The organism is Nocardia sp. NPDC004151 (assembly GCF_042874235.1).
In the GTDB taxonomy this organism is placed as follows: Bacteria; Actinomycetota; Actinomycetes; order Mycobacteriales; family Mycobacteriaceae; genus Nocardia.
In genome coordinates this window covers 111,841-130,266 of record NZ_JBIAMR010000020.1, presented here as the reverse complement: position 1 = coordinate 130,266, position 18,426 = coordinate 111,841, and the positions used below count along the sequence as shown (strand labels likewise).

At 69.9% G+C, this 18,426-nt stretch carries 20 protein-coding genes; 10 read left to right on the top strand and 10 right to left on the bottom strand.

Features of this window, described 5'->3' with window-relative positions; genetic code table 11:
- Nucleotides 1-58 precede the first annotated feature (58 nt).
- The gene (locus ACFYTS_RS32890; RefSeq protein WP_387309265.1) at nt 59-580 is read left to right on the top strand and encodes a hypothetical protein; all 522 of its coding nucleotides are present in this window, start codon (nt 59-61) and stop codon (nt 578-580) included.
- 5 nt (nt 581-585) lie between these two features.
- On the opposite strand, the gene ACFYTS_RS32885 is transcribed toward ACFYTS_RS32890, so the two are convergent.
- The 4 genes from ACFYTS_RS32885 to ACFYTS_RS32870 all read right to left on the bottom strand — a co-directional run bounded on the left by ACFYTS_RS32885 (nt 586) and on the right by ACFYTS_RS32870 (nt 2,848).
- Complete coding sequence (locus ACFYTS_RS32885; RefSeq protein WP_387309264.1) at nt 586-951, bottom strand: iron chaperone; 366 nt, start codon at nt 949-951, stop codon at nt 586-588.
- 35 nt (nt 952-986) lie between these two features.
- Nucleotides 987-1,475, bottom strand: a complete 489-nt coding sequence (locus ACFYTS_RS32880) for a nucleotidyltransferase domain-containing protein (protein WP_357285730.1) — start codon at nt 1,473-1,475, stop codon at nt 987-989.
- Nucleotides 1,476-1,500: 25 nt separating this feature from the next.
- On the bottom strand, nt 1,501-1,995 hold the full coding sequence (locus ACFYTS_RS32875; RefSeq protein WP_357285733.1) for a hypothetical protein: 495 nt from the start codon (nt 1,993-1,995) through the stop codon (nt 1,501-1,503).
- 94 nt (nt 1,996-2,089) lie between these two features.
- Entirely contained in the window at nt 2,090-2,848 is a 759-nt protein-coding gene (locus tag ACFYTS_RS32870) for an NUDIX domain-containing protein (RefSeq protein ID WP_387309263.1), read from the bottom strand.
- 77 nt (nt 2,849-2,925) lie between these two features.
- Between ACFYTS_RS32870 and nadA the strand changes: the two genes are divergently transcribed.
- The 3 genes from nadA (at nt 2,926) to nadC (ending at nt 6,630) form a co-directional block, all read left to right on the top strand.
- Entirely contained in the window at nt 2,926-3,957 is a 1,032-nt protein-coding gene (nadA, locus tag ACFYTS_RS32865) for a quinolinate synthase NadA (RefSeq protein ID WP_357285739.1), read from the top strand.
- A 32-nt stretch (nt 3,958-3,989) separates the two neighbouring features.
- Nucleotides 3,990-5,660: an L-aspartate oxidase gene (locus ACFYTS_RS32860; protein ID WP_387309262.1), complete on the top strand. Its 1,671-nt coding sequence runs from the start codon at nt 3,990-3,992 to the stop codon at nt 5,658-5,660.
- A 109-nt stretch (nt 5,661-5,769) separates the two neighbouring features.
- Nucleotides 5,770-6,630 (top strand): carboxylating nicotinate-nucleotide diphosphorylase, encoded by an 861-nt coding sequence (gene nadC / locus ACFYTS_RS32855; RefSeq protein ID WP_387309261.1) that lies wholly within the window; start codon nt 5,770-5,772, stop codon nt 6,628-6,630.
- Nucleotides 6,631-6,970: 340 nt separating this feature from the next.
- On the opposite strand, the gene ACFYTS_RS32850 is transcribed toward nadC, so the two are convergent.
- Together ACFYTS_RS32850 and ACFYTS_RS32845 are read right to left on the bottom strand one after the other, a co-directional pair.
- Entirely contained in the window at nt 6,971-7,483 is a 513-nt protein-coding gene (locus ACFYTS_RS32850) for a tellurite resistance TerB family protein (RefSeq protein ID WP_387309260.1), read from the bottom strand.
- Nucleotides 7,484-7,697: 214 nt separating this feature from the next.
- Complete coding sequence (locus tag ACFYTS_RS32845; RefSeq protein ID WP_387309259.1) at nt 7,698-8,876, bottom strand: winged helix DNA-binding domain-containing protein; 1,179 nt, start codon at nt 8,874-8,876, stop codon at nt 7,698-7,700.
- Between the two features lie 120 nt (nt 8,877-8,996).
- On the opposite strand from ACFYTS_RS32845, the gene ACFYTS_RS32840 reads away from it, so the two are divergent.
- The 4 genes from ACFYTS_RS32840 to ACFYTS_RS32825 all read left to right on the top strand — a co-directional run bounded on the left by ACFYTS_RS32840 (nt 8,997) and on the right by ACFYTS_RS32825 (nt 13,868).
- A complete protein-coding gene (locus ACFYTS_RS32840) occupies nt 8,997-9,971 on the top strand; it encodes an alpha/beta hydrolase family protein (protein WP_387309258.1) in 975 nt (324 codons plus the stop codon).
- Nucleotides 9,972-10,105: 134 nt separating this feature from the next.
- A complete protein-coding gene (locus ACFYTS_RS32835) occupies nt 10,106-11,050 on the top strand; it encodes an NAD-dependent epimerase/dehydratase family protein (protein ID WP_387309257.1) in 945 nt (314 codons plus the stop codon).
- Between the two features lie 100 nt (nt 11,051-11,150).
- Entirely contained in the window at nt 11,151-12,026 is an 876-nt protein-coding gene (locus ACFYTS_RS32830) for an arylamine N-acetyltransferase (RefSeq protein ID WP_387309256.1), read from the top strand.
- 267 nt (nt 12,027-12,293) lie between these two features.
- Nucleotides 12,294-13,868, top strand: a complete 1,575-nt coding sequence (locus tag ACFYTS_RS32825; protein WP_357285762.1) for a protein kinase — start codon at nt 12,294-12,296, stop codon at nt 13,866-13,868.
- Between the two features lie 76 nt (nt 13,869-13,944).
- On the opposite strand, the gene ACFYTS_RS32820 is transcribed toward ACFYTS_RS32825, so the two are convergent.
- A complete protein-coding gene (locus tag ACFYTS_RS32820) occupies nt 13,945-14,796 on the bottom strand; it encodes a helix-turn-helix transcriptional regulator (RefSeq protein WP_387309255.1) in 852 nt (283 codons plus the stop codon).
- A 147-nt stretch (nt 14,797-14,943) separates the two neighbouring features.
- Here ACFYTS_RS32820 and ACFYTS_RS32815 point away from each other — a divergent pair, with 147 nt between their 5' ends.
- Nucleotides 14,944-15,990, top strand: coding sequence for an aldo/keto reductase (locus ACFYTS_RS32815; RefSeq protein ID WP_387309254.1), 1,047 nt, complete (start codon nt 14,944-14,946; stop codon nt 15,988-15,990).
- Between the two features lie 31 nt (nt 15,991-16,021).
- A complete protein-coding gene (locus tag ACFYTS_RS32810) occupies nt 16,022-16,309 on the top strand; it encodes a putative quinol monooxygenase (protein WP_387309253.1) in 288 nt (95 codons plus the stop codon).
- A gap of 295 nt (nt 16,310-16,604) precedes the next feature.
- Here ACFYTS_RS32810 and ACFYTS_RS32805 read toward each other — a convergent pair whose 3' ends face one another.
- The 3 genes from ACFYTS_RS32805 to ACFYTS_RS32795 all read right to left on the bottom strand — a co-directional run bounded on the left by ACFYTS_RS32805 (nt 16,605) and on the right by ACFYTS_RS32795 (nt 18,308).
- Nucleotides 16,605-17,426, bottom strand: coding sequence for a transposase (locus tag ACFYTS_RS32805; protein ID WP_387309278.1), 822 nt, complete (start codon nt 17,424-17,426; stop codon nt 16,605-16,607).
- Entirely contained in the window at nt 17,360-17,587 is a 228-nt protein-coding gene (locus ACFYTS_RS32800; protein WP_387309279.1) for a hypothetical protein, read from the bottom strand. Before ACFYTS_RS32800 ends, ACFYTS_RS32805 begins: the two co-directional genes overlap by 67 nt.
- 304 nt (nt 17,588-17,891) lie before the next feature.
- The gene (locus tag ACFYTS_RS32795; RefSeq protein WP_387309252.1) at nt 17,892-18,308 is read right to left on the bottom strand and encodes a hypothetical protein; all 417 of its coding nucleotides are present in this window, start codon (nt 18,306-18,308) and stop codon (nt 17,892-17,894) included.
- Between the last annotated feature and the right edge of the window lie 118 nt (nt 18,309-18,426).

Sequence of the window (18,426 nt, the reverse complement as noted above, 5' to 3'; positions counted from 1 at the left end):
GCGGTGTGATGCCGGGTGTAGTGTCCGCTGCAGCCCGGATGACACACCAGGGGGAGCCATGCGGATACAGACCGATCATCCGATCGTCGATGCCGTGCTCGACCGGCACCGCGACCAGCTCGGCGCGTCGTTCCCCGCCTACCGCAATCACGTGCTGCGCAGCCTGAACTATCAGCGGCTGCTGCTGGGGGAGCCGGTCCCCGATGTCGCCGCCCTGGCGTGGGCCGTGCACGATCTCGGCGTCTGGACCGCGGGGACCTGGGACTATCTCGCGCCGTCGGCCGACCTGGCCGAGGCGCACGCCGCCGAATTCGGCGTCACCGATATCGCCGCGGCGCGCCGGCTGGTGCTCGACCATCACCGGCTCCGCGCTGTCGACGACCGTCTGGTCGAGACCTTCCGCGTCGCCGACCGCATCGACGCCAGCCGGGGTCTGGTCCGTCGTCCGCTGACCCGCGCCGACATCGAATCCGTTGTGGCCCAGCTCCCTTACGAGGGCTTCCACGCCTACCTGGCCCGCCGGGCGGTCGCGTACGCCATCGCCCATCCGCTGCGCCCGTTGCCCATGGTGCGCTGGTAGCCCGCTCAGCAGATGGTGCCGCGGCTGGCGGCCGTCGCCTCCAGGATGGTTCGCAGCAGGTCGAAGTCGACGGCCTCGGGTTTGCGGAAACGCAGGCAGCCTTTGCCCATGTCCTTGGTGTCGAGATGCTCGGCGAACGTCTCGCGCAGATCGCTGCGCATCAGATAGAAGGAGATGTAGTGCTTCTGGCTGGCGAAGGCGATCTCCGCGGTGCCGTCGCGCTCGTAGACGGGCATGCCGTAAGCCATGGCCTCCCGGAATCCGGTGAGGGTGTCCCGGCACAGCTCGCGCAGCTGGGTCACGACAGGTCGTCGGTCCTCCGGTAGCTCACCGAGATAGTCGTCGACGGTGCTCGCAGTACTCCGTGGCATGCGCCCAGCGTATGCCGACGGATAGCTGAAGCCGGTTACCGGTACGCGTCCGGCACCGGGAAATCGAACTTCGCGGCCAGGGCCCGGACGTCGTGGAGGTCCTTGGCGGCCGGGGGATAGGCGGTCTTGAACGTGAACATCCACCGTGGGGCGATGCAGTCGACCCGCTCGCCGTCGATAGTGCCGGTGCCGGTGAGGGATTCGGCGGGATAGGCGATGCCGTAGATCACCGCGCCGTCGGCGTCGTGTTCGAAGACGTGTACGTCGACCGAGGTGTCCGGGCCTTTCGTCATGACATGGTTCCACGGGGTGTCGTCGGGTCCGGGGGATGCGAGATAGCCCAGATCCGTGAGGATTTCGTGGACTCGCTCGGCATCGCGGCGGTGGACCGCGATGTCGAGATCATGGTGCGGGCGGGTCTGCTCGCCCAGGAGGGCGTCCACGCACCAGCCGCCGTCGATCCAGACGGTGAGCCCGGATCGAGAGCAGGCGCGGTGCAGGGCCAGGACATCGGCGGCGCGCATGGGATGCAGCGTAAGGGGCGGCGGCTCAGTTGTAGTCGGTGACGAAGCCGAAGGTGAAGTGGTGTCCCTTCGAGGTGCAGGAGATCGCGGCGCGGAAGCCGCTGCCGCTGCAGGTCGCGCCACCGTAGGAGAGGGTGGCGTCGGGGCCGTAGGGGGAATTCGAGCCGGGGGTGGGGCCGCCGCCGGAGAGGGCGGGGCTGCCGGAACGGCCGTGCACGCCGATGGGGCCGATCGCGGGGTGGGCGGGCAGGAAGGCGGCGTCGATGGAGAGGTTGGTGACCGGCAGGCCGTACCAGCGCAGATCGTAACCGGTGGCGTCGCAGCCGACGTCCCCGTTGGGCTTGATGGCGCAACTGGCGAGGTTGCCGTAGCTGAAGTACACCGTGTCGCCCACGAGGTAGGCGTTCGGATCGGCCACCACGGCCTCGGCGGACGCGACCGCGGATCCCGAGATCGACACGGCGGCCGCGGTCAGGGCGGCCCCGGCGAGGGCGGTTCCGATGCGCACGGATGCGGACATGGCACTCCTTCGATAGTGATCTTGGTTGTTCATTCCACTATCGCGCGCAGCGCTTTTCGGGTTACCCCCGCCGCCGCCACCAGAAATGGGGGCCTCAGGCCGGCGGGCGGAGGGCCGCGAACTCGTCGGTCACCCGGATCTCGGAGTCGGTGAAGCGGTAGACCGCCGCCGGACGGCCGCCGGTCCGGCCGGGGGAGGCGGTCTCGCCGGTGGGCGTGATCACCTTGCGGCGGGTCAGAACGCGCTGCAGATTAGTGGTGTCCACATCGTATCCCAATGCCGCGCAATAGATTTCGCGCAGCGTGGACATGGTGAAGGTGGCGGGCGCCAGCGCGAAGGCGATATTGGTGTAGGAGAGCTTGGCGGCCAGCCGGTTTCGCGCGTGCCGCACGACCGTGCCGTGGTCGAAGGACATGGTCGGCAGGTTCGAGACCGGATGCCAGCGGGTGTCGGGCGGCAGTACCGGTTCGGCGGTCAGCGGCACCAGCCCCAGGTATGCCGAGGCGATGCGCCGGTCGCCGGGCACCCGGTCGGGATCGCTGAACACCCACACCTGTTCCAGATGGGTCAGCTCGCGCACGTCGACCTTCTCGGCGAGCTGGCGCGCGGCCGAGGCGTCGAGGTCCTCGCCGTCGCGCAGACGGCCGCCGGGAAGTGACCAGGTGTCCTTGGCGGGGTCGAGGGCGCGCTCCCACAGCAGCACCGCGAGTTCGGTGCGCTGGCCGGGCGGGCACCGATCCGTGACCGCGCTGCGCCGGCCCCTAGCGCTCTCACCTGCACTGATGGTTTCCGGGAAGCGACGAACCTGGAACACGGCGGTGAGCGTTTCGTGGATGGTGCTACGATGGGCCACGTTTTCGATTCTAAGTCGAAAACCGTGTGGATGCGAATCGGCGAAGTTGCCGGGCGCATGAGAGAAGGAGCCATGCCATGGCTGCAGCAGTGGGCACGCTGACCGAGCGCATCGCCGACGGGCCGTCGGGGTACACCGGTGTGGACGCCACCCCCGACTGGGCGGCGGAGATCAAGCGGCTGGCGCGCGAGCGCAATGCCACCATCCTGGCGCACAACTACCAGCTGCCGGAGATCCAGGACATCGCCGACCACGTGGGCGACTCCCTGGCCCTGTCCCGCATCGCCGCGGAGGCGCCCGAGGACACCATCGTCTTCTGCGGTGTGCACTTCATGGCCGAGACCGCCAAGATCCTCAGCCCGGAGAAGACGGTCCTCATCCCGGACGAGCGGGCTGGCTGCTCGCTGGCCGACTCCATCACCGCCGACGAACTGCGCGCCTGGAAGGCCGAGTACCCGGACGCACTGGTGGTCTCCTACGTGAACACCACCGCCGCGGTGAAGGCCCTGACCGACATCTGCTGCACCTCCTCCAACGCCGTCGACGTGGTCGCCTCCATCGACCCCGACCGCGAGGTGCTGTTCCTGCCGGACCAGTTCCTGGGCGCGCACGTCAAGCGCGTGACCGGCCGCGAGAACATGCACATCTGGATGGGCGAGTGCCACGTGCACGCGGGCATCAACGGCGACGAGCTCAACGAGCAGGCGCGCACCCACCCCGACGCCGAGCTGTTCGTGCACCCCGAATGCGGTTGCGCCACTTCGGCTCTCTATCTGGCGGGCGCGGGTGAGTTCCCGGCCGACCGCGTGCACATCCTGTCCACCGGCGGCATGATCGACGCCGCCAAGGCCGCCAAGTCCAGCCAGGTGCTGGTCGCCACCGAGGTCGGCATGCTGCACCAGCTGCGCAAGGCCGCCCCCGGCATCGACTTCCAGGCCGTCAACGACCGCGCGTCCTGCAAGTACATGAAGATGATCACCCCCGCCGCCCTGCTCCGCTGCCTGGTGGAGAACCGCGACGAGGTCCACGTCGATCCCGAAACCGCCGCCCTGGCCCGCAATTCGGTGCAGCGCATGATCGAGATCGGCAACCCGGGCGGCGGCGAGTAGCCACGCCCGCCCCGTCGGGGGAGGGATGAGCAATGGTGAACACATCGATTTCGGTCACCTGGGAAGCCGAGGCCGACCTCGTGGTGGTGGGTGGTGGCGTGGCCGGGCTGACCGCCGCGCGCACCGCCTCCCGGCACGGGCTGCGGGTACTGACCCTGAGCAAGGGCGGACCCACCGACACCTCGACCCAGTACGCGCAGGGCGGGATCGCGGTGGTCGCGCCGCACGGGGATTCGGTGGAATCCCATGTGCACGACACCGTGGTCGCCGGGGCCGGACTGTGTGACGTCGAGGCGGTGCGGTCCATCGTCGAGGGCGGTCAGCAGGCGGTCGACGCGCTGACCGACCTGGGCGCGGTCTTCGACCTGGGCCGCGACGGCGAGGTGTCGCGCACCCGCGAGGGCGGGCACAGCACCCGCCGCATCATCCACGCGGGCGGCGACGCCACCGGCGCGGAGGTGCAGCGGGCCCTGAACGCCGCCGGACTGCCGGTGATCTTCGGGGCCGCCGTCCTCGACATCGTCACCGGACCCGCGGGCGTGCGCGGCGTGATCGCGCTGTCGGACAAGGGCTTCGGCATCGTGCACACACCCGCGGTCCTGCTCGCCACCGGCGGCCTCGGCCAGCTCTACGCGTGCAGCACCAACCCCGCGGGCGCGACCGCCGACGGCATCGCGCTGGCGCTGCGGGCCGGAGCGCTGGTCTCGGATCTGGAGTTCCTGCAGTTCCATCCGACCGTGCTGTTCACCCCCGGCGGTCTCGGCCGCCGCCCGCTGATCAGCGAGGCGGTGCGCGGCGAGGGCGCGACTCTGGTCGACTCCCGGGGCGATTCGGTGACGGCCGGCGTGCACCCGCGCGGCGACCTGGCCCCGCGCGACGTGGTCTCGCGTGCCATCGCCGCCCGCATGCAGGAGCTCGGCGCCGACCACGTCTACCTCGACGCCCGCGCGATCGACGGCTTCGCGCAACGCTTCCCGAACATCACGGCCTCCTGCCTGGCCGCGGGCATCGACCCCACCACCGACCTGATCCCGGTCGCCCCCGCCGCCCACTACCAGTGCGGCGGCATTCTCACCGACACCTCCGGCCGCACCACCGTCCCGGGTCTCTACGCCGCGGGCGAAGTGGCCCGCACGGGTCTGCACGGCGCGAATCGCCTGGCCTCCAACAGCTTGCTGGAGGGCCTGGTCATCGGCGAACGCGCGGGCGCGGCGGCCGTGGAACGCAAAGGTATGGCGGCACCGATCACCGAGGTCGGCCCGCTGCGTTTCCCGCACGCGGACCGGAAGCTCTTGCAGGAGCTGATGACCGAGCACGCCGCCGTGGTCCGCGACGGCGACGGCCTGCGCGCCGCCATCCTGCGCTTGGTCGGCCTGGTCGCAGACAACGACGCCCCCGAGATCACCGTCGACTGGGCGCTGAACCGCCCCGCGACCACGCCGGACGGCAACGATGCGGCGGCCACCATCATCCGCCAACTCGAGGATTCGGCGCTCACGCTGACCGCCCGGGCGCTGCTCGTCGCGGCGGCGGCGCGCACCGAGAGCCGCGGCTGCCACACCCGCTCCGACTATCCGGAACCGCGGGAGGAGTTGCGGCGCAGCACCACCGTGCGGCTCGGCTCCGACGGGCGGCCCAAGCTGGTCCCCGATGGCGCGCCGACCCCCTCATGGGACGAGGTCGCCGTCCCGGCCGCGTCGTGAACCACGCCGGAGCACCGGGCCGGACGGCCGCCGCCGCCGCGAACAACACTGCCGCTCTGGGCGATAGGACCCGGCGCGGAGGACAACTCATCGATCTAGGAGTGCAGTAATGGCTCTCGACGCCGGACTGGACCGCGACGAAATGATCGCGCTCATCCGCACCGCCCTCGATGAGGACCTGCGGTACGGGCCCGACATCACCACCCTGGCGACGGTGCCCGCCGACGCGGTGGCCAAGGCGGGCATGGCTTCCCGGCAGCCGGGGACCGTCGCGGGGCTGGACGTCGGGCTGCTGGTGCTCGACGAGGTGCTGGGGGCGGGCAACTACGAGGTGACCGGGCGCGTGCCGGACGGCACCCGGGTACAGCCCGGCGACACCGTGCTGAGCCTGGTCGCGCCGACGCGCGGGCTGCTCACCGCCGAACGCACGCTGCTGAATCTGGTGTGTCACCTGTCCGGCATCGCCACCGCGACCGCCCAGTGGGTGGACGCCGTCGAGGGCACCGAATGCCGGATCCGCGACAGCCGCAAGACATTGCCGGGCCTGCGCGCACTGCAGAAGTACGCGGTGCGGGTCGGCGGCGGCGTGAACCACCGCATGGGTCTCGGCGATGCCGCGCTGATCAAGGACAATCACGTGGTGGCCGCGGGCTCGGTGGTCGCCGCGCTGCGCGCCGTGCGGGAGCTGGACCCGGACATCGAGTGCGAGGTCGAGGTGGACAGCCTCGAACAGCTCGACGCCGTGCTCGCCGAGGATGTGGAACTGGTACTGCTGGACAACTTCCCGCTGTGGGCCACCCAGGCGGCGGTGCAGCGCCGCAACACCCGGTCGCCGCGCACCAAACTCGAGTCCTCGGGCGGGCTTTCGCTGGACATGGCCGCCGACTACGCGCGCACCGGCGTCGACTACCTGGCCGTGGGCGCGCTCACCCACTCGGTCCGGGTGCTCGATCTCGGACTGGACATGTAGCGCGGACACCACTGCGCCGACGCGGCCCCGGGGTGCCACTCGCCCGGGGCCGCATCGCTGTTCGGAGCCGATTCAGCGCCGGTGAACGGGCGGGTCGACGAGCCAGCCGATGCCCCCGCAACCGGTGCACAGGATGGCCGAGCCCGCTTCGGAACAGCCTACGGCCCCGGTGCCTTCGCACCACGCGCAGTACCGCCAGCCCCGATTCGGGTGGACGGTGTCGAGCAGGATATTGAGAAACCCTTGGATCGCCATGCAGAGTGGATCCCCTCGCTGGGCAGCAAACGCCCCAAGAATGCGGGACGGCTCCGGGCAATGTCCAGCAAAAGCCAGGGGGGCTTTACAGACCGAATTCGCGGGGGTCCATCCGCAGCACCTGACATGCCTCGCGAATCACCGTGGCGGCGTGTGCTCCGAGTTCGCCGTCGGTTCGCCCCACCGTCAATCCGATGCGCAGCACGGCGGCGGCCTGGTCGGGATACTCGGTGGCCTTGGCGATCTGGGCCATCACGTAGGCGTGGCCGAACGCCGGATCCATGATGAGCCGGGCGCAGTTGTCCTCGAAACGGTTTCGCAGGTCCTCGGCGTGCCGGCGGCCGAGAACCTCGTGCTCCCCGGTCATCTGCGCGACGCGCATCCGGGCCGCCGGATCGATGCGGCCGTCGGTCGCGGACAACACCGCGCACATGCCCAGCGCCGCATCGCGGAAGGCATCGCCCCACTCCTCGTCGCGCCCTCCCGGCAGCCCGGTGAGATGCGGTGCGAGCCGTGCGTCCGGGGATCCGGCGGGCGCGGCGGCGGCCGGATCGGTGCGCGGGGCAGCCGGGGAGACCAGCCGATTCGAGAACGCCATGACACACACTCCGAAGAAATGGCCGAACCCGTGGACCTCCCGCGTTCGCGGAGTGAACCGAAGGTTCAGCCGGGCCCGGATCGTGCGAACAACACCGTCGACAGTAACAGTCCACCGCGGCGGCGCCCGCAGAAATTCTCCGAATACTCGCGCACAGCAACCGCGTTCGGCGCGCCCGTGATCATCGGGCGCGCCGCGCGCGGGGGCCGGACGGTCAGGCGGACAGTTCGCGTTCGAGCGGAGTGCGGAAGCGGGGGATCGGGCGGACCTCGCCGTACCAGCCGCGCAGCCGGTCCGCCTCGGTGGCGATGGCGCGCTCGGCGTCGGCGCCGACATCCTCGAGCAGCCGCCAGGCGATGTCGCCGTCCGGTCGCTGTGCCCAGCCGCCGACGATGCGGCCGTCCCACCACACCGACGGGCCGATATTGCCGTTGCGGTCGAACAGGGCGGGCTGATGCGGTCCCAGGTACCAGTCGCGCGATTGCCAGCCCATCGGCGTGGGATCCAGCGCGGGCAGCAGGGCCGCCCACGGTTCCGGGGCGGGCGTGGGCTCCAGATCGTCGGCCAGTACCAGGCCGGTCTCACCGCCCAGGTCTACCTCGACGGTGTCCACCGGCGCCAGTGCCTTGCGCACCTCGCCCAGCGTCCAGCCGGTCCACCATTTGAGATCGCTCACCGGCGCGGGACCGAAGGCGCGCAACCACTTCCGGACCAGCTCGGCGCGAGCCTCCTCGACCGGCATGGCCGTGATCCCGTCGGGCAGCCAGGATTCGATGGGCGCCCAGGTGTACTGGCTGCTGGACCAGCTTCCATTGGGCCGCCCGCGCACGATCCGGCCCTCACAGCCGAGTGTGACCAGCACCCAGGTGGTGATATTGGTGGGTTTGGAATACGGCTTGCCCGGCGCGGTGTCCACCTGGGTCCGCAGCTCGGGCACCTCCTTGCTCAACTGCGCCCCGGTCGCCGCGCCGCGGCTCAGCAAGGCGTCGTGCGTCTTCGACTCGACCGCGTTCCACCACTTCACGACATTGCCGGGCACCGCGCCGGACTGTTCGACATAGCGCCCGTAGGTCTTGCGCTGCTTGTGCGCCAGCGCGTCGGCGACCGCGGCCTGCAGCACCGGCACCAGCTCGATGGGCGCGACGAACATGGTGCGCCGCATGGCCAGCATGCGCAGCAGGGTCCGGTCGTCGTAGAGCGCCTTCTCCACGTGGCCGGTCTCCAGGTCCGCCGAGCGCGCCGCGACGGACAGGTACACGGTGGCCGGGTCGGTCGCGTGCAAGACGACCAGGGACCGCACGATCGACTCGACCGTGTCGCCGCGCTCCGCCGACGCCAGCCGGTGCCGCACCCCGAGTCGAGCCCGCCGCTCCGCGGCATCCATCGAACGCATGGTCGAATCCTAGCCGCCGGCAGCCTGATTCGGGCACACCCCGCGACATCCGTGCCGGCGCGCCGACCGGCCCGGCGTGGGTTCCCGACCGGGCCGACCGGACGTGCGACGATGCCGGACGTGCGTGCTCATCGGCGAGGGTTGCGGGTAATCGGTGCGGTCGTGGGCGTGGTGGCGGCGGTGATGGTCGGGCTACCGGGAATCGCGGGCGCGGCCGACGGCGGCGTGTCCATGCGGCCGATCAGCCTCACCGTCGACGGCGAGACCGCCACCGGCCGCGTCTACGAACCCGAGGGCGGGGCCCGGGCGCTCATCGTGGCGGTGCACGGCCACGACGGCAGCGCGAGCGACTTCCCCGACTACATGGCCTCGATCGTCGAGAACACCGGCGCCGCCCTGGTCACCATGGACCAGCGCTCCGGCAACAGCACGTGGCGCACGGGCGAGTGGAACGTGTGGGCGGGCTGGCGCGACACCGTCGCCGCCACCCAGTGGTATCGCGGCGAACACCCCGGCCTCGGCCCCACCGTGCTGTGGGGCTGGAGTCAGGGCGGCATCACCAGCGGGCTGGCCGCCGCCTACGCCCCGCCCGGCACCTACGACTACTGGGTCGACACCTTCGGCCACGCCGGGGATCTCACCGCCTGGCTGGAAGCCGGCCTGGCCGGCAAGCGACTGCGGCCGGAGATCGAACGCGATGCGGGCGGCTGTATTCCGCTGACCTGCCCGCAGGCCTACATCGATCGCTCCCCGGTACTCATGCCCGGCCGCATCGACGTCCAGCGGGCGGTCCTGGTGCACGGCACCGCGGATACGGTGGTGCCCTACACCAGTTCGGTGGAGATGCGCGCCGCGCTGATGCTCGCGGGCAAGCGGGTGTCCATGTACACCGTCGTCAGCGGCCGCGATCTCGACGGCCGCGTCGTGCCCGGCGAACACGGCATCAATCCGGTGTTCTTCGAATCCGGTTGCGCCGTCATGCGACTGCTGCAGGGCACCGAACCTCTCGGCGGCGATCACGACTACACGATCGACGTCGGCGCGGGAGTCAACACCGCTCCGCCGGCCCCGGCGAACGCCAAATGCGCCGCCTGACAGCCAGTCCCGCGCGCGACCGGTCGCCGTACCCGCCGCCGCGCCCCGCGCGGGCCGACCGCCGTGCCACACGATCGCGCGCCGAACACTAGGCTCGGGCCCGGCATCGGCAGGGCGAGACGGGATGAAGCGCAATGAAAGTCGTGGTGGCGGGAGCGACAGGGGCGATCGGGCGGCCATTGGTGACGGCGCTGCGCGCCCGCGGACACCAGGTGTACGCGCTCACCCGCGACGGCCGCGGCGCGGAGGTCGCACGGACGCTGGGAGCCACCCCGCTGGTCGCCAATGTGATGGACCGCTCGGAGCTGTTGCGCGCCACCGAGCGGCTCACCGCCGACGCGGTCATCCACGAGCTCACCGCCTACCGGAACTCGCCGCCCACCCACTACCACTCGCCGGGCCTGCTGCGCACCAACGCCTTACGCGAGACCGGCGGCAAACACCTGGTGGAACTGGCCCAGCGCGCGGGCGCGCGCCGGTACCTGACGCAATCGGTGATCTTCGGCTACGGCATGCGCGACCACGGCCCGCGGCCGGTGACCGAGCAGGACCCCTTCGGCCGCATCCCCGGCGACGTCAACGACGGGCTCATCGGCGCGCTGCACGAGGCCGAATGCCACGCCTGGCGGGCGCCCGGCATCGACGGAATCGCGCTGCGCTACGGCGTCTTCTACGGGCCCGGCGCGTCCGCGTCCTTCACCCGCGCCCTGCGGCGGCGATTGTTCCCGCTGCCCAGCACGACCACCGGGCACACCGGCTTCGTGCACGTCGAGGACGCCGCCGCCGCGACCGTGGCCGCCCTCGAACGCGGCGTTCCCGGCCAGGCGTACAACATCGTGGACGACGAGCCCGCCACCTGGGAGGCCATGTTCGCCGCCGCCGCCGAGGCCGTCGGCGCGCGGCCGCCACTGCGGGTGCCCCCGCGCCTGATGCGCATCACCTCCCCGCTGACGGCGGCCCAGATGCTGGACTTCTCCCTCCGCCCGTCCAATGCCAAGGCCCGGGCGGAACTGCGCTGGGCGCCGCGCTATCCGAGTTACCGCGAGGGTCTGCGCACCCTCGCGCGCGTCCACGCCTGACCCGGCGGTCCGATCGCGTCGGAACACAGCCGCGCCCACTACCGTTGATCACCTCGGAAGACGGATGATCCACGCGAATCGGGCGCGAAGGAAGGCAGTGATGAACACACCGGCGGACCCCACCTACACCTGGCTGGGCGCGGAGCTCGACCTCGACGCCTACCTGGACCGGATCGGGTTCACCGGTGCGCGCACGCCCACCCTGGAGACCCTGCGCGCCCTGGTGCGCGCCCACACCACCACGATCCCGTTCGAGAACCTCGAGATCATTCTCGGCCGCGGCATCCCCCTGGACTCGGAAGCGCTGCAGGACAAGCTGATCCGGCGGCGGCGCGGCGGCTACTGCTACGAGAACGTCGGTCTGTTCGCGGCCGCGCTGGAACGGCTCGGCTTCGAATTCACCGCCATGTCCGGCCGGGTCACCCTGGGCGCGGCCGGCCTGCGCCCGGCCACCCACGCGCTGCTGCGGGTCGAGGCCGCCGACGACGGCCGGCTGTGGCTGTGTGACGTCGGTTTCGGCTGGGGTCCCCTGGAACCGATCGAACTGGCCCCCGGCCGCGGTGAATTCGGTGCGGGCGCATGGCGTTTCCGGCTGGAGCGGAGCACCGACGCCGTCGGCGGCGAGCTGTGGACGCTGTACCAGTTCGGGAAGGACGGCTGGGTGGATCGGCACACCTTCGCCATCACCCCCCAGTACCGCGTCGATTTCGCGGTCGGGAACCACTACGTGTCCACCGCGGCGCGTTCACCGTTCACCATGCGGCCCTTCGTGCAGCGCTTCCTGCCCGATGTGCACCACCAGCTCGACGGCACCACCTGGACCACGCACCATCCCGATGGTTCGGAGGAGGTGCGCGAGCTCGAGGTCGCAGAGCTGCCCAAGGTGCTCGCGGAGGTCTTCGATATCGAGCTCGATGCCGCCGACACCGCCCGGTTGGTTCGCGCGCAGTGGCCCGCGGCGGTGAAAAGTAGCTGAACTCGGTCGGTGTGCGGGAGCAAACACACACCAAACCGATCGGTATATGTCTGGTCATGCATGGGCCGCGACCAGCGTATACGTCAGCTGGGTCACGGGCCGGTCGCTGACGGGCGGCGCAGATCTCATCGAGATCTCCGCCATATCTCACGCTGACGTCGGCGATCCGCGCGTCGCCCGCTACACTCGTGCGGGGAAACGCGCGGGCAACCGCATTGTCACAGTCATCTCGAAGAACCTCGGAGTAGTGCCATCGAAACCGGCCAAGTGATCGCAGGGCATTACCGCCTGGTCGAACGGATTGGTAGCGGCGGCACAGGTGTCGTCTGGCGAGCCGTCGACCAGCGGCTGGAACGATCCGTCGCGATCAAGCAGATCCTGACCCAGCCGAGCCTGTCGGATGCCGACAAGGACATCGTCCGGCAGCGTGCGGCGCGCGAGGCGCGCAACGCGGCCCGCTTTCAGCATCCGAACGCCATCGTCGTCTTCGACATCACCGAGCACGAGGGCGACCCGTGCTTGATCATGGAGTACCTGCCCTCGCAGAGCCTCGCCGTGGTGCTGTCCGCGCAGGGCACGCTGCCGCTGCCGCAGTGCGCGCGCATCGGCGAACAGGTGGCTTCCGCGCTGATCGCCGCGCACCGCGCCGGCATCGTGCACCGTGACGTCAAGCCCGGCAACATCCTGCTCGGCGACAACGGCGCGGTGAAGATCACCGACTTCGGCATCGCCAAGTCCAAGGGCGACGTCACCCTCACCGCCACCGGGCTCATCTCCGGCACCGCCGCCTACCTCGCCCCCGAGGTCGCCCGCGGCGCGGAACCGACCCCGGCCGCCGACGTCTTCGCCTTGGGCGCCACGCTCTTCCACGCGCTGGAAGGTGAACCGCCCTACGGCACCAACCCGAATCCGCTGGCACTGCTCTACGCCGCGGCCAACGGCCAGATCAGCGAGCCGCGCAATGCCGGGCCGCTGTCGGACCTGCTGCTCAGCCTGCTCAGCTTCGAGCCGGAGGACCGGCCGAGCATGCTCGACGTGCGCGACATCATGGCGGAATTCGCCGAGGTCGGCCCGGACGCCGAGGCCGCCCGGGTGTTCGCCGGCCGCCGCTCCGGCCCGGTCACCCCGCAGGGCGGCACCGCGCCGCGCCAGCAGACCCGGCAGATGGAACGCCGTTCGTCGGCCAACGCCGACATCCCAACCGGCGCCATGAGCCAGGCCCAGCTGCTCGAGACCCCGCCGCCGCGGCCGGTGCCCCACGGCGGCCCGCCGACCCGCAATCACCCCGCGCCGGAACCGGATTCGGAGCCGGGCGGCAAGAAGAAGCTGGTGTGGATCCTGCTGGCCGCGGTCGTCGTGGTGGCCGGCGGCATCGTCTACGGCATGATGGGCGACTCCGGCTCGGGCGACTCGCCCGGCGCGGGCGGGACCACCACCTCGGTGAAGGCCTCGACCTCGGCCAGCTCCACCAAGGGCACGCCCTCGGGCCTGGGCCAGACCAAGAGCGCCTCGACCGTGAGCGTGGGCAACGGCGCGGACGCCGTGGACAAGTTCTACGACGCCCTCACCTCCCAGCGGTACCAGGAGGCGTGGACCCGGCTCACCCCGGCCGCGCAGCAGGTGTACGGCAGCGCGTCGGCGTTCCAGACCTACTGGACGAACAACCCGGTCAGCCGCTACTCGACCATCGAGGGCGCGCGCGGGACCGACAGCAACAATCCCGATGGCTCCGTGGACATCTCGCTGGCCAGCCTGAGCACCAAGAACAGCGGCAGCAAGTCGGTGACGCTGCGGGTCGTCGACAGCGGCGGCTCCCTGCTGATCGACAGCGACACCAAGTAGGCCGATCGCTCGAACCACCTGCGCCGCACCGGATCACCGGTGCGGCGCAGTGCTTTCCGGGTCGTGCCCGGGTCGGCTAGTGGCGGGTGGCCGGATCCGCGGCGAGCGAAGCCAGCAGGCGCAGGGCGTCGGCGCTGGGGGAGCCCGGCTCGACGTGGTGGGCGACCAGGGCCTGATCGGGATCGTCGGGCAGGCGTAGGGTTTCGTAGCCCAGATCGAGGCGGCCCACGATCGGATGCCGATAGATGTGGCGGCCGTGCGTCTTGTCCTTGAGCTCGTGGCGCTCCCACAGGGCGGCGAATTCCGGGCTCGCGGAGTTCATTTCGTCGATCAGCGCGGTGATGCGGGGGTCGCCGGGATTGCGGGCGGCGTCCACCCGCAGATACGCCACCGTATCGGCGGCCTTGTCGTCCCAGTCCTCGTAGAGCTCCTTCGCGCCCTCGTCCAGGAACACCAGGTGCAGGAAATCGCGCTGCTCGGGGGCGATCGCGCCGAAATCGCCGATCAGGGCCGCCGCCAGGCGATTCCACGCCAGCACGCTCACCCCGCGGCCCACGATGTAGGCGGGCACGTCGTGCGCGGCGTCCAGCAGCCGCCGCAGACCCGGGCGCACCCGCTGCGCGGCGGGCGGCTCCTCACCCGACCACGGGCGGGCCAGCAGGTAGAGGTGATCACGCTCGACCTGATTCAAGCGCAGCGCCCGCGCCACCGCGTCCAGCACCGACTCCGAGAACTGCAGACTGCGTCCCTGTTCCAGGCGCACATAATGATCCACGCTGACCCCGGCCAGCAGCGCCAGCTCCTCGCGCCGCAGCCCCAGCACCCGGCGGCGGGCCCCATGCGAGACCAGACCCACTTCCTCCGGGCTCAGCCGGGCGCGGCGGGAGCGCAGGAATTCACCGAGTTCGGCGCGACGGTCCAGGGTCATGGAACCAGGTAACCACGCGGACCCCGGGTTTCATCCTGGTCATGCGATGCCCAGGCAGACGCCGCACTGTCTACCCCTCGCGGATCGGACGACTGTAGTGCTCAGCGCCGCACACCACGGCGGACACCGACTCCCGAGGAGCACAGCATGACCTCCCTTCCCACCCGTCAGCTCGGGACCACCGACATGCGCATCAGCCGGATCGGCTTCGGCGCGTGGGCACTCGGCGGCGCGGGCTGGCGCTACACCTGGGGCGCACAGGACGACGCCGGATCGATCGCCACCCTGCACCGCGCCCTCGACGCGGGCGTGAACTGGATCGACACCGCCGCCGTCTACGGGCTCGGCCACTCCGAGGAAGTGGTCGGCAAGGCGATCGGTCAACTGCCCGAAGCCGACCGGCCCTTCGTCTTCACCAAGGCGGGACTGGTCTGGGACGACGACGACCGCGCCGCCGCGCCCCGGCGGATCATGGCCGCGGCCAGCGTGCGTCGCGAGATCGAGGACTCGCTGCGGCGACTGGACGTCGAACGCATCGACCTCTACCAGGTGCACTGGCCCGACACCGGTGCCTCCCTGGACTTCTCGGACCCGGACGGCGTGGCCGACGCCGTGGTCACCCCGCTGCACGAGTACTGGCAGACCATGGCCGACCTGGTCACCGAGGGCAAGGTCCGCGCCATCGGCCTGTCCAACCATGACGTCGGACAGCTCGAAATCGCCGAATCCATCGCCCACGTCGACGCCATCCAGCCCCAGTTCTCCCTGATCAAGCGCGCCGCCGCGGGCGAATTGGCCTGGGCCGCAGCCCATCACACCGGCGGCATCGTCTACCAGCCGCAGCACTCCGGCCTGCTGACCGGCGCCTTCTCCGCCGAACGCGTCGCCGCCCTGCCCGACGACGACTGGCGCAAGGGCTTCCCCGAGTTCACCACCGACCTCGACCGCAACCTCGCCCTGGTCGAGGCGCTGCGCCCCCTCGCCGCCGCCCACCACACCACCGTCGGCGCCCTCGCCATCGCCTGGACCCTCACCTGGTCCGGCGTCACCGGCGCGATCGTCGGCGCCCGCACCCCCGACCAGGTCGACGGCTGGATCGACGCCGCCACACTGGAACTGACCCCCGCGGACCTGGACGCCATCGCCGCCGCCCTGCGCGCCACCGGCGCGGGCGAAGGCCCGATCACCCACTGACACACCCCACACCGAACCCGAGGAGCACACCATGACCCTGCACGTCGTCGCCGAACTGCGCGTCACCGCCGGAAACGAGGACCGCCTGCGCACCGCCCTGGAAGCCATGATCGAACCGTCCCTGGCCGAACCCGGCTGCCTGTCCTACCAGCCCTTCACCAACCCCAACGACCCCGCCCACATGGTCGTGGTCGAGGAATGGCAGGACGCCGACGCCCTCGAGAAGCACTTCGCCACCGACCACTTCCAGCACGTGGCGGGCGTTCTGGATGGCATCCTCGCCGAGCCCATGATCATCCGCCGCCTCATCGCCGAATAGCCTTTGCGCCGGCCGTGTCCCCGCGCCCCACCGCGGGGGCACGGCTGTGGCCGCACCGGCTAGCGAGCCCACATCTCGGGATGTATCTGGAGAACGCCCTGTAATGGCACCCCTCTATGTCAAGACGTCGGTGTGGGTGTGGGGTTAGCCTGTTTGTTGGGTCCGGGATGTGGCTTGTCCGAAGGATCGGTGTGCGGGTTGGAACCGGTCGCGCTGGAGTGAAGAGTCGTTCCCGATTGCCCTCCCGGGCCTGCCAATTCACGACATCGTTGATCAGCGAGCATCCGGGCGTAGATCACGTTCGAGAGCCGTCGTTTGAGCGCGCGGACCGCTTCCATCGAGGTCTTCCCGCCCGCTCTGCGGCCGTCGTAGTAGACCGGCCCGGCGTGCGGTTGCGTAGTTGAACGATGGCCATGATGTGCAACACCCGGTTGATCTTGCGGTTGACGGCGCGCGAGAGCCGGTGCCGCTGTTGATCACCCGAGGACGCGTCCAACGGTGCGGTGCCGTTCCAGGACGCGAACCGATCCTGGTCCCGAAACCGGCGAATATCACCTGTATCGGTTAAAAGCCGTGCCGCGGAAGACGGTCCGATCCGGTGAAGTTCCATCAGCGTGGAGCCGCGTTCGGTGACCAACTGCCGCAGTTCCTTGTCTGTGGCTTTGGTCTTGCGGTCGATGGTTTCCAGGTCTTCGATCAACTCCACGACCAAACGCAGCCGGACCCGCGCGGCCGCATCCGACGGCGTGATCGGGGCGATCAGTTCGCGGGCTTGACGGGCTGACAGGAATGTCTTGGCGCCACCGGGGATCAGTTCGAGCAGCAACCGGTGCAGGCGGCAGACGGTTTCGGTGCGGGAACGCCCGAGCTCGTCGCGGCGGTCGGCGAGCATGCCCAAGGCGACCAGCTCCGGATCGGCCTCGACCCGCCGCAGATTCGGTGCGCGCAATGCGGCCAGGGCCACCGAGTGGGCATCGACCGGGTCCGTTTTGCGGCCGTTGCCGGTCGCGAAGACACGCACCTGCGCCGACAGTTTCGCCGGCACGTCGATCACGGTTTCCCCGTCGTGGACCAGGCGGTGCGCGAGGTGCCGACCGATGCCGTTGCAGCCTTCCACCGCCCAGATCCGGTCCGGGAATTGTTCTCGGCAGTGAGCATTTCCGCATAGCCTGCGTTGTCGGTGGTGTATCTGCCGGTGGCCAGAACCTTGCCGGTCGGGTCGAGTGCTTCGATGGTGGCCGAGCGTTTGTGTGGGTCCATTCCGATGATGACGGTCATCGCCGTGCCTTCCCGCGTCAACGAACCAAGTGGTGTCCGTGCGGGAGGGCACCGCTAGTTCGAACTTGGGGCAGGCCCCTCTTCAGCCACTCCCTGCACGGCACCCGGTGGGAAGCAAGCCATTAGAGAGCCACACCAAACCAGACGGTGGGCAGCCGAATATTGGGAGCATCCCACCGGGCACCTGGATCAAATCCTGGCCGGGACCTGATCCTGACAGCAAGTGTCTAACTAGCCGAATGGCGAACGTTCAGGATGTCGCCTCCGGCAGCGTGATGCAGCGGCTCGTCGACGAGAAGATTGTTCACGATCTGCCGAATCGCCTCTTGAACCACCACTTGAGATCTGTCCAGGGTGTCCACGGGGTGTGCCAGTTCTTTCGGTCTTCGGGATCCCAATAGTCGCGCAGGTCCTCCTCCCAGTCGTCGTCCTGATGCCGCTTCCAGGCAGCCATGTCCGGAAACTCGCTACCGCAGTATCGACGAGCTATGAACTGGGCGAGCTCCTCTCGTTCTGAGTCGTCGGCAAGGGTGATGGACTCGCGGCCCGCGTGGATCTGGAGGTTGCCATCCGGTCCGCGGCTGCTCTGCGCCCGGGTTTCGCTCTGCTCGTCTCCGTCGACTGCCATCCGATACACCGAATAGATTGCACGGTAAGCCAATTCGCCTATTGCATCGTGGAAATCATGGATCTGGTCCAGCCAGGAATCGAACTTCTCCATGGGCGTATTAGATCATCGGGTGACCGTAAGCGGATCGCTCGCTGAATACACTCATCTGCCGCGTACCGCGCTGACCGAACCAGCCAGCGCGGATCGGTGGAAGGCCAACCGGGTGTGA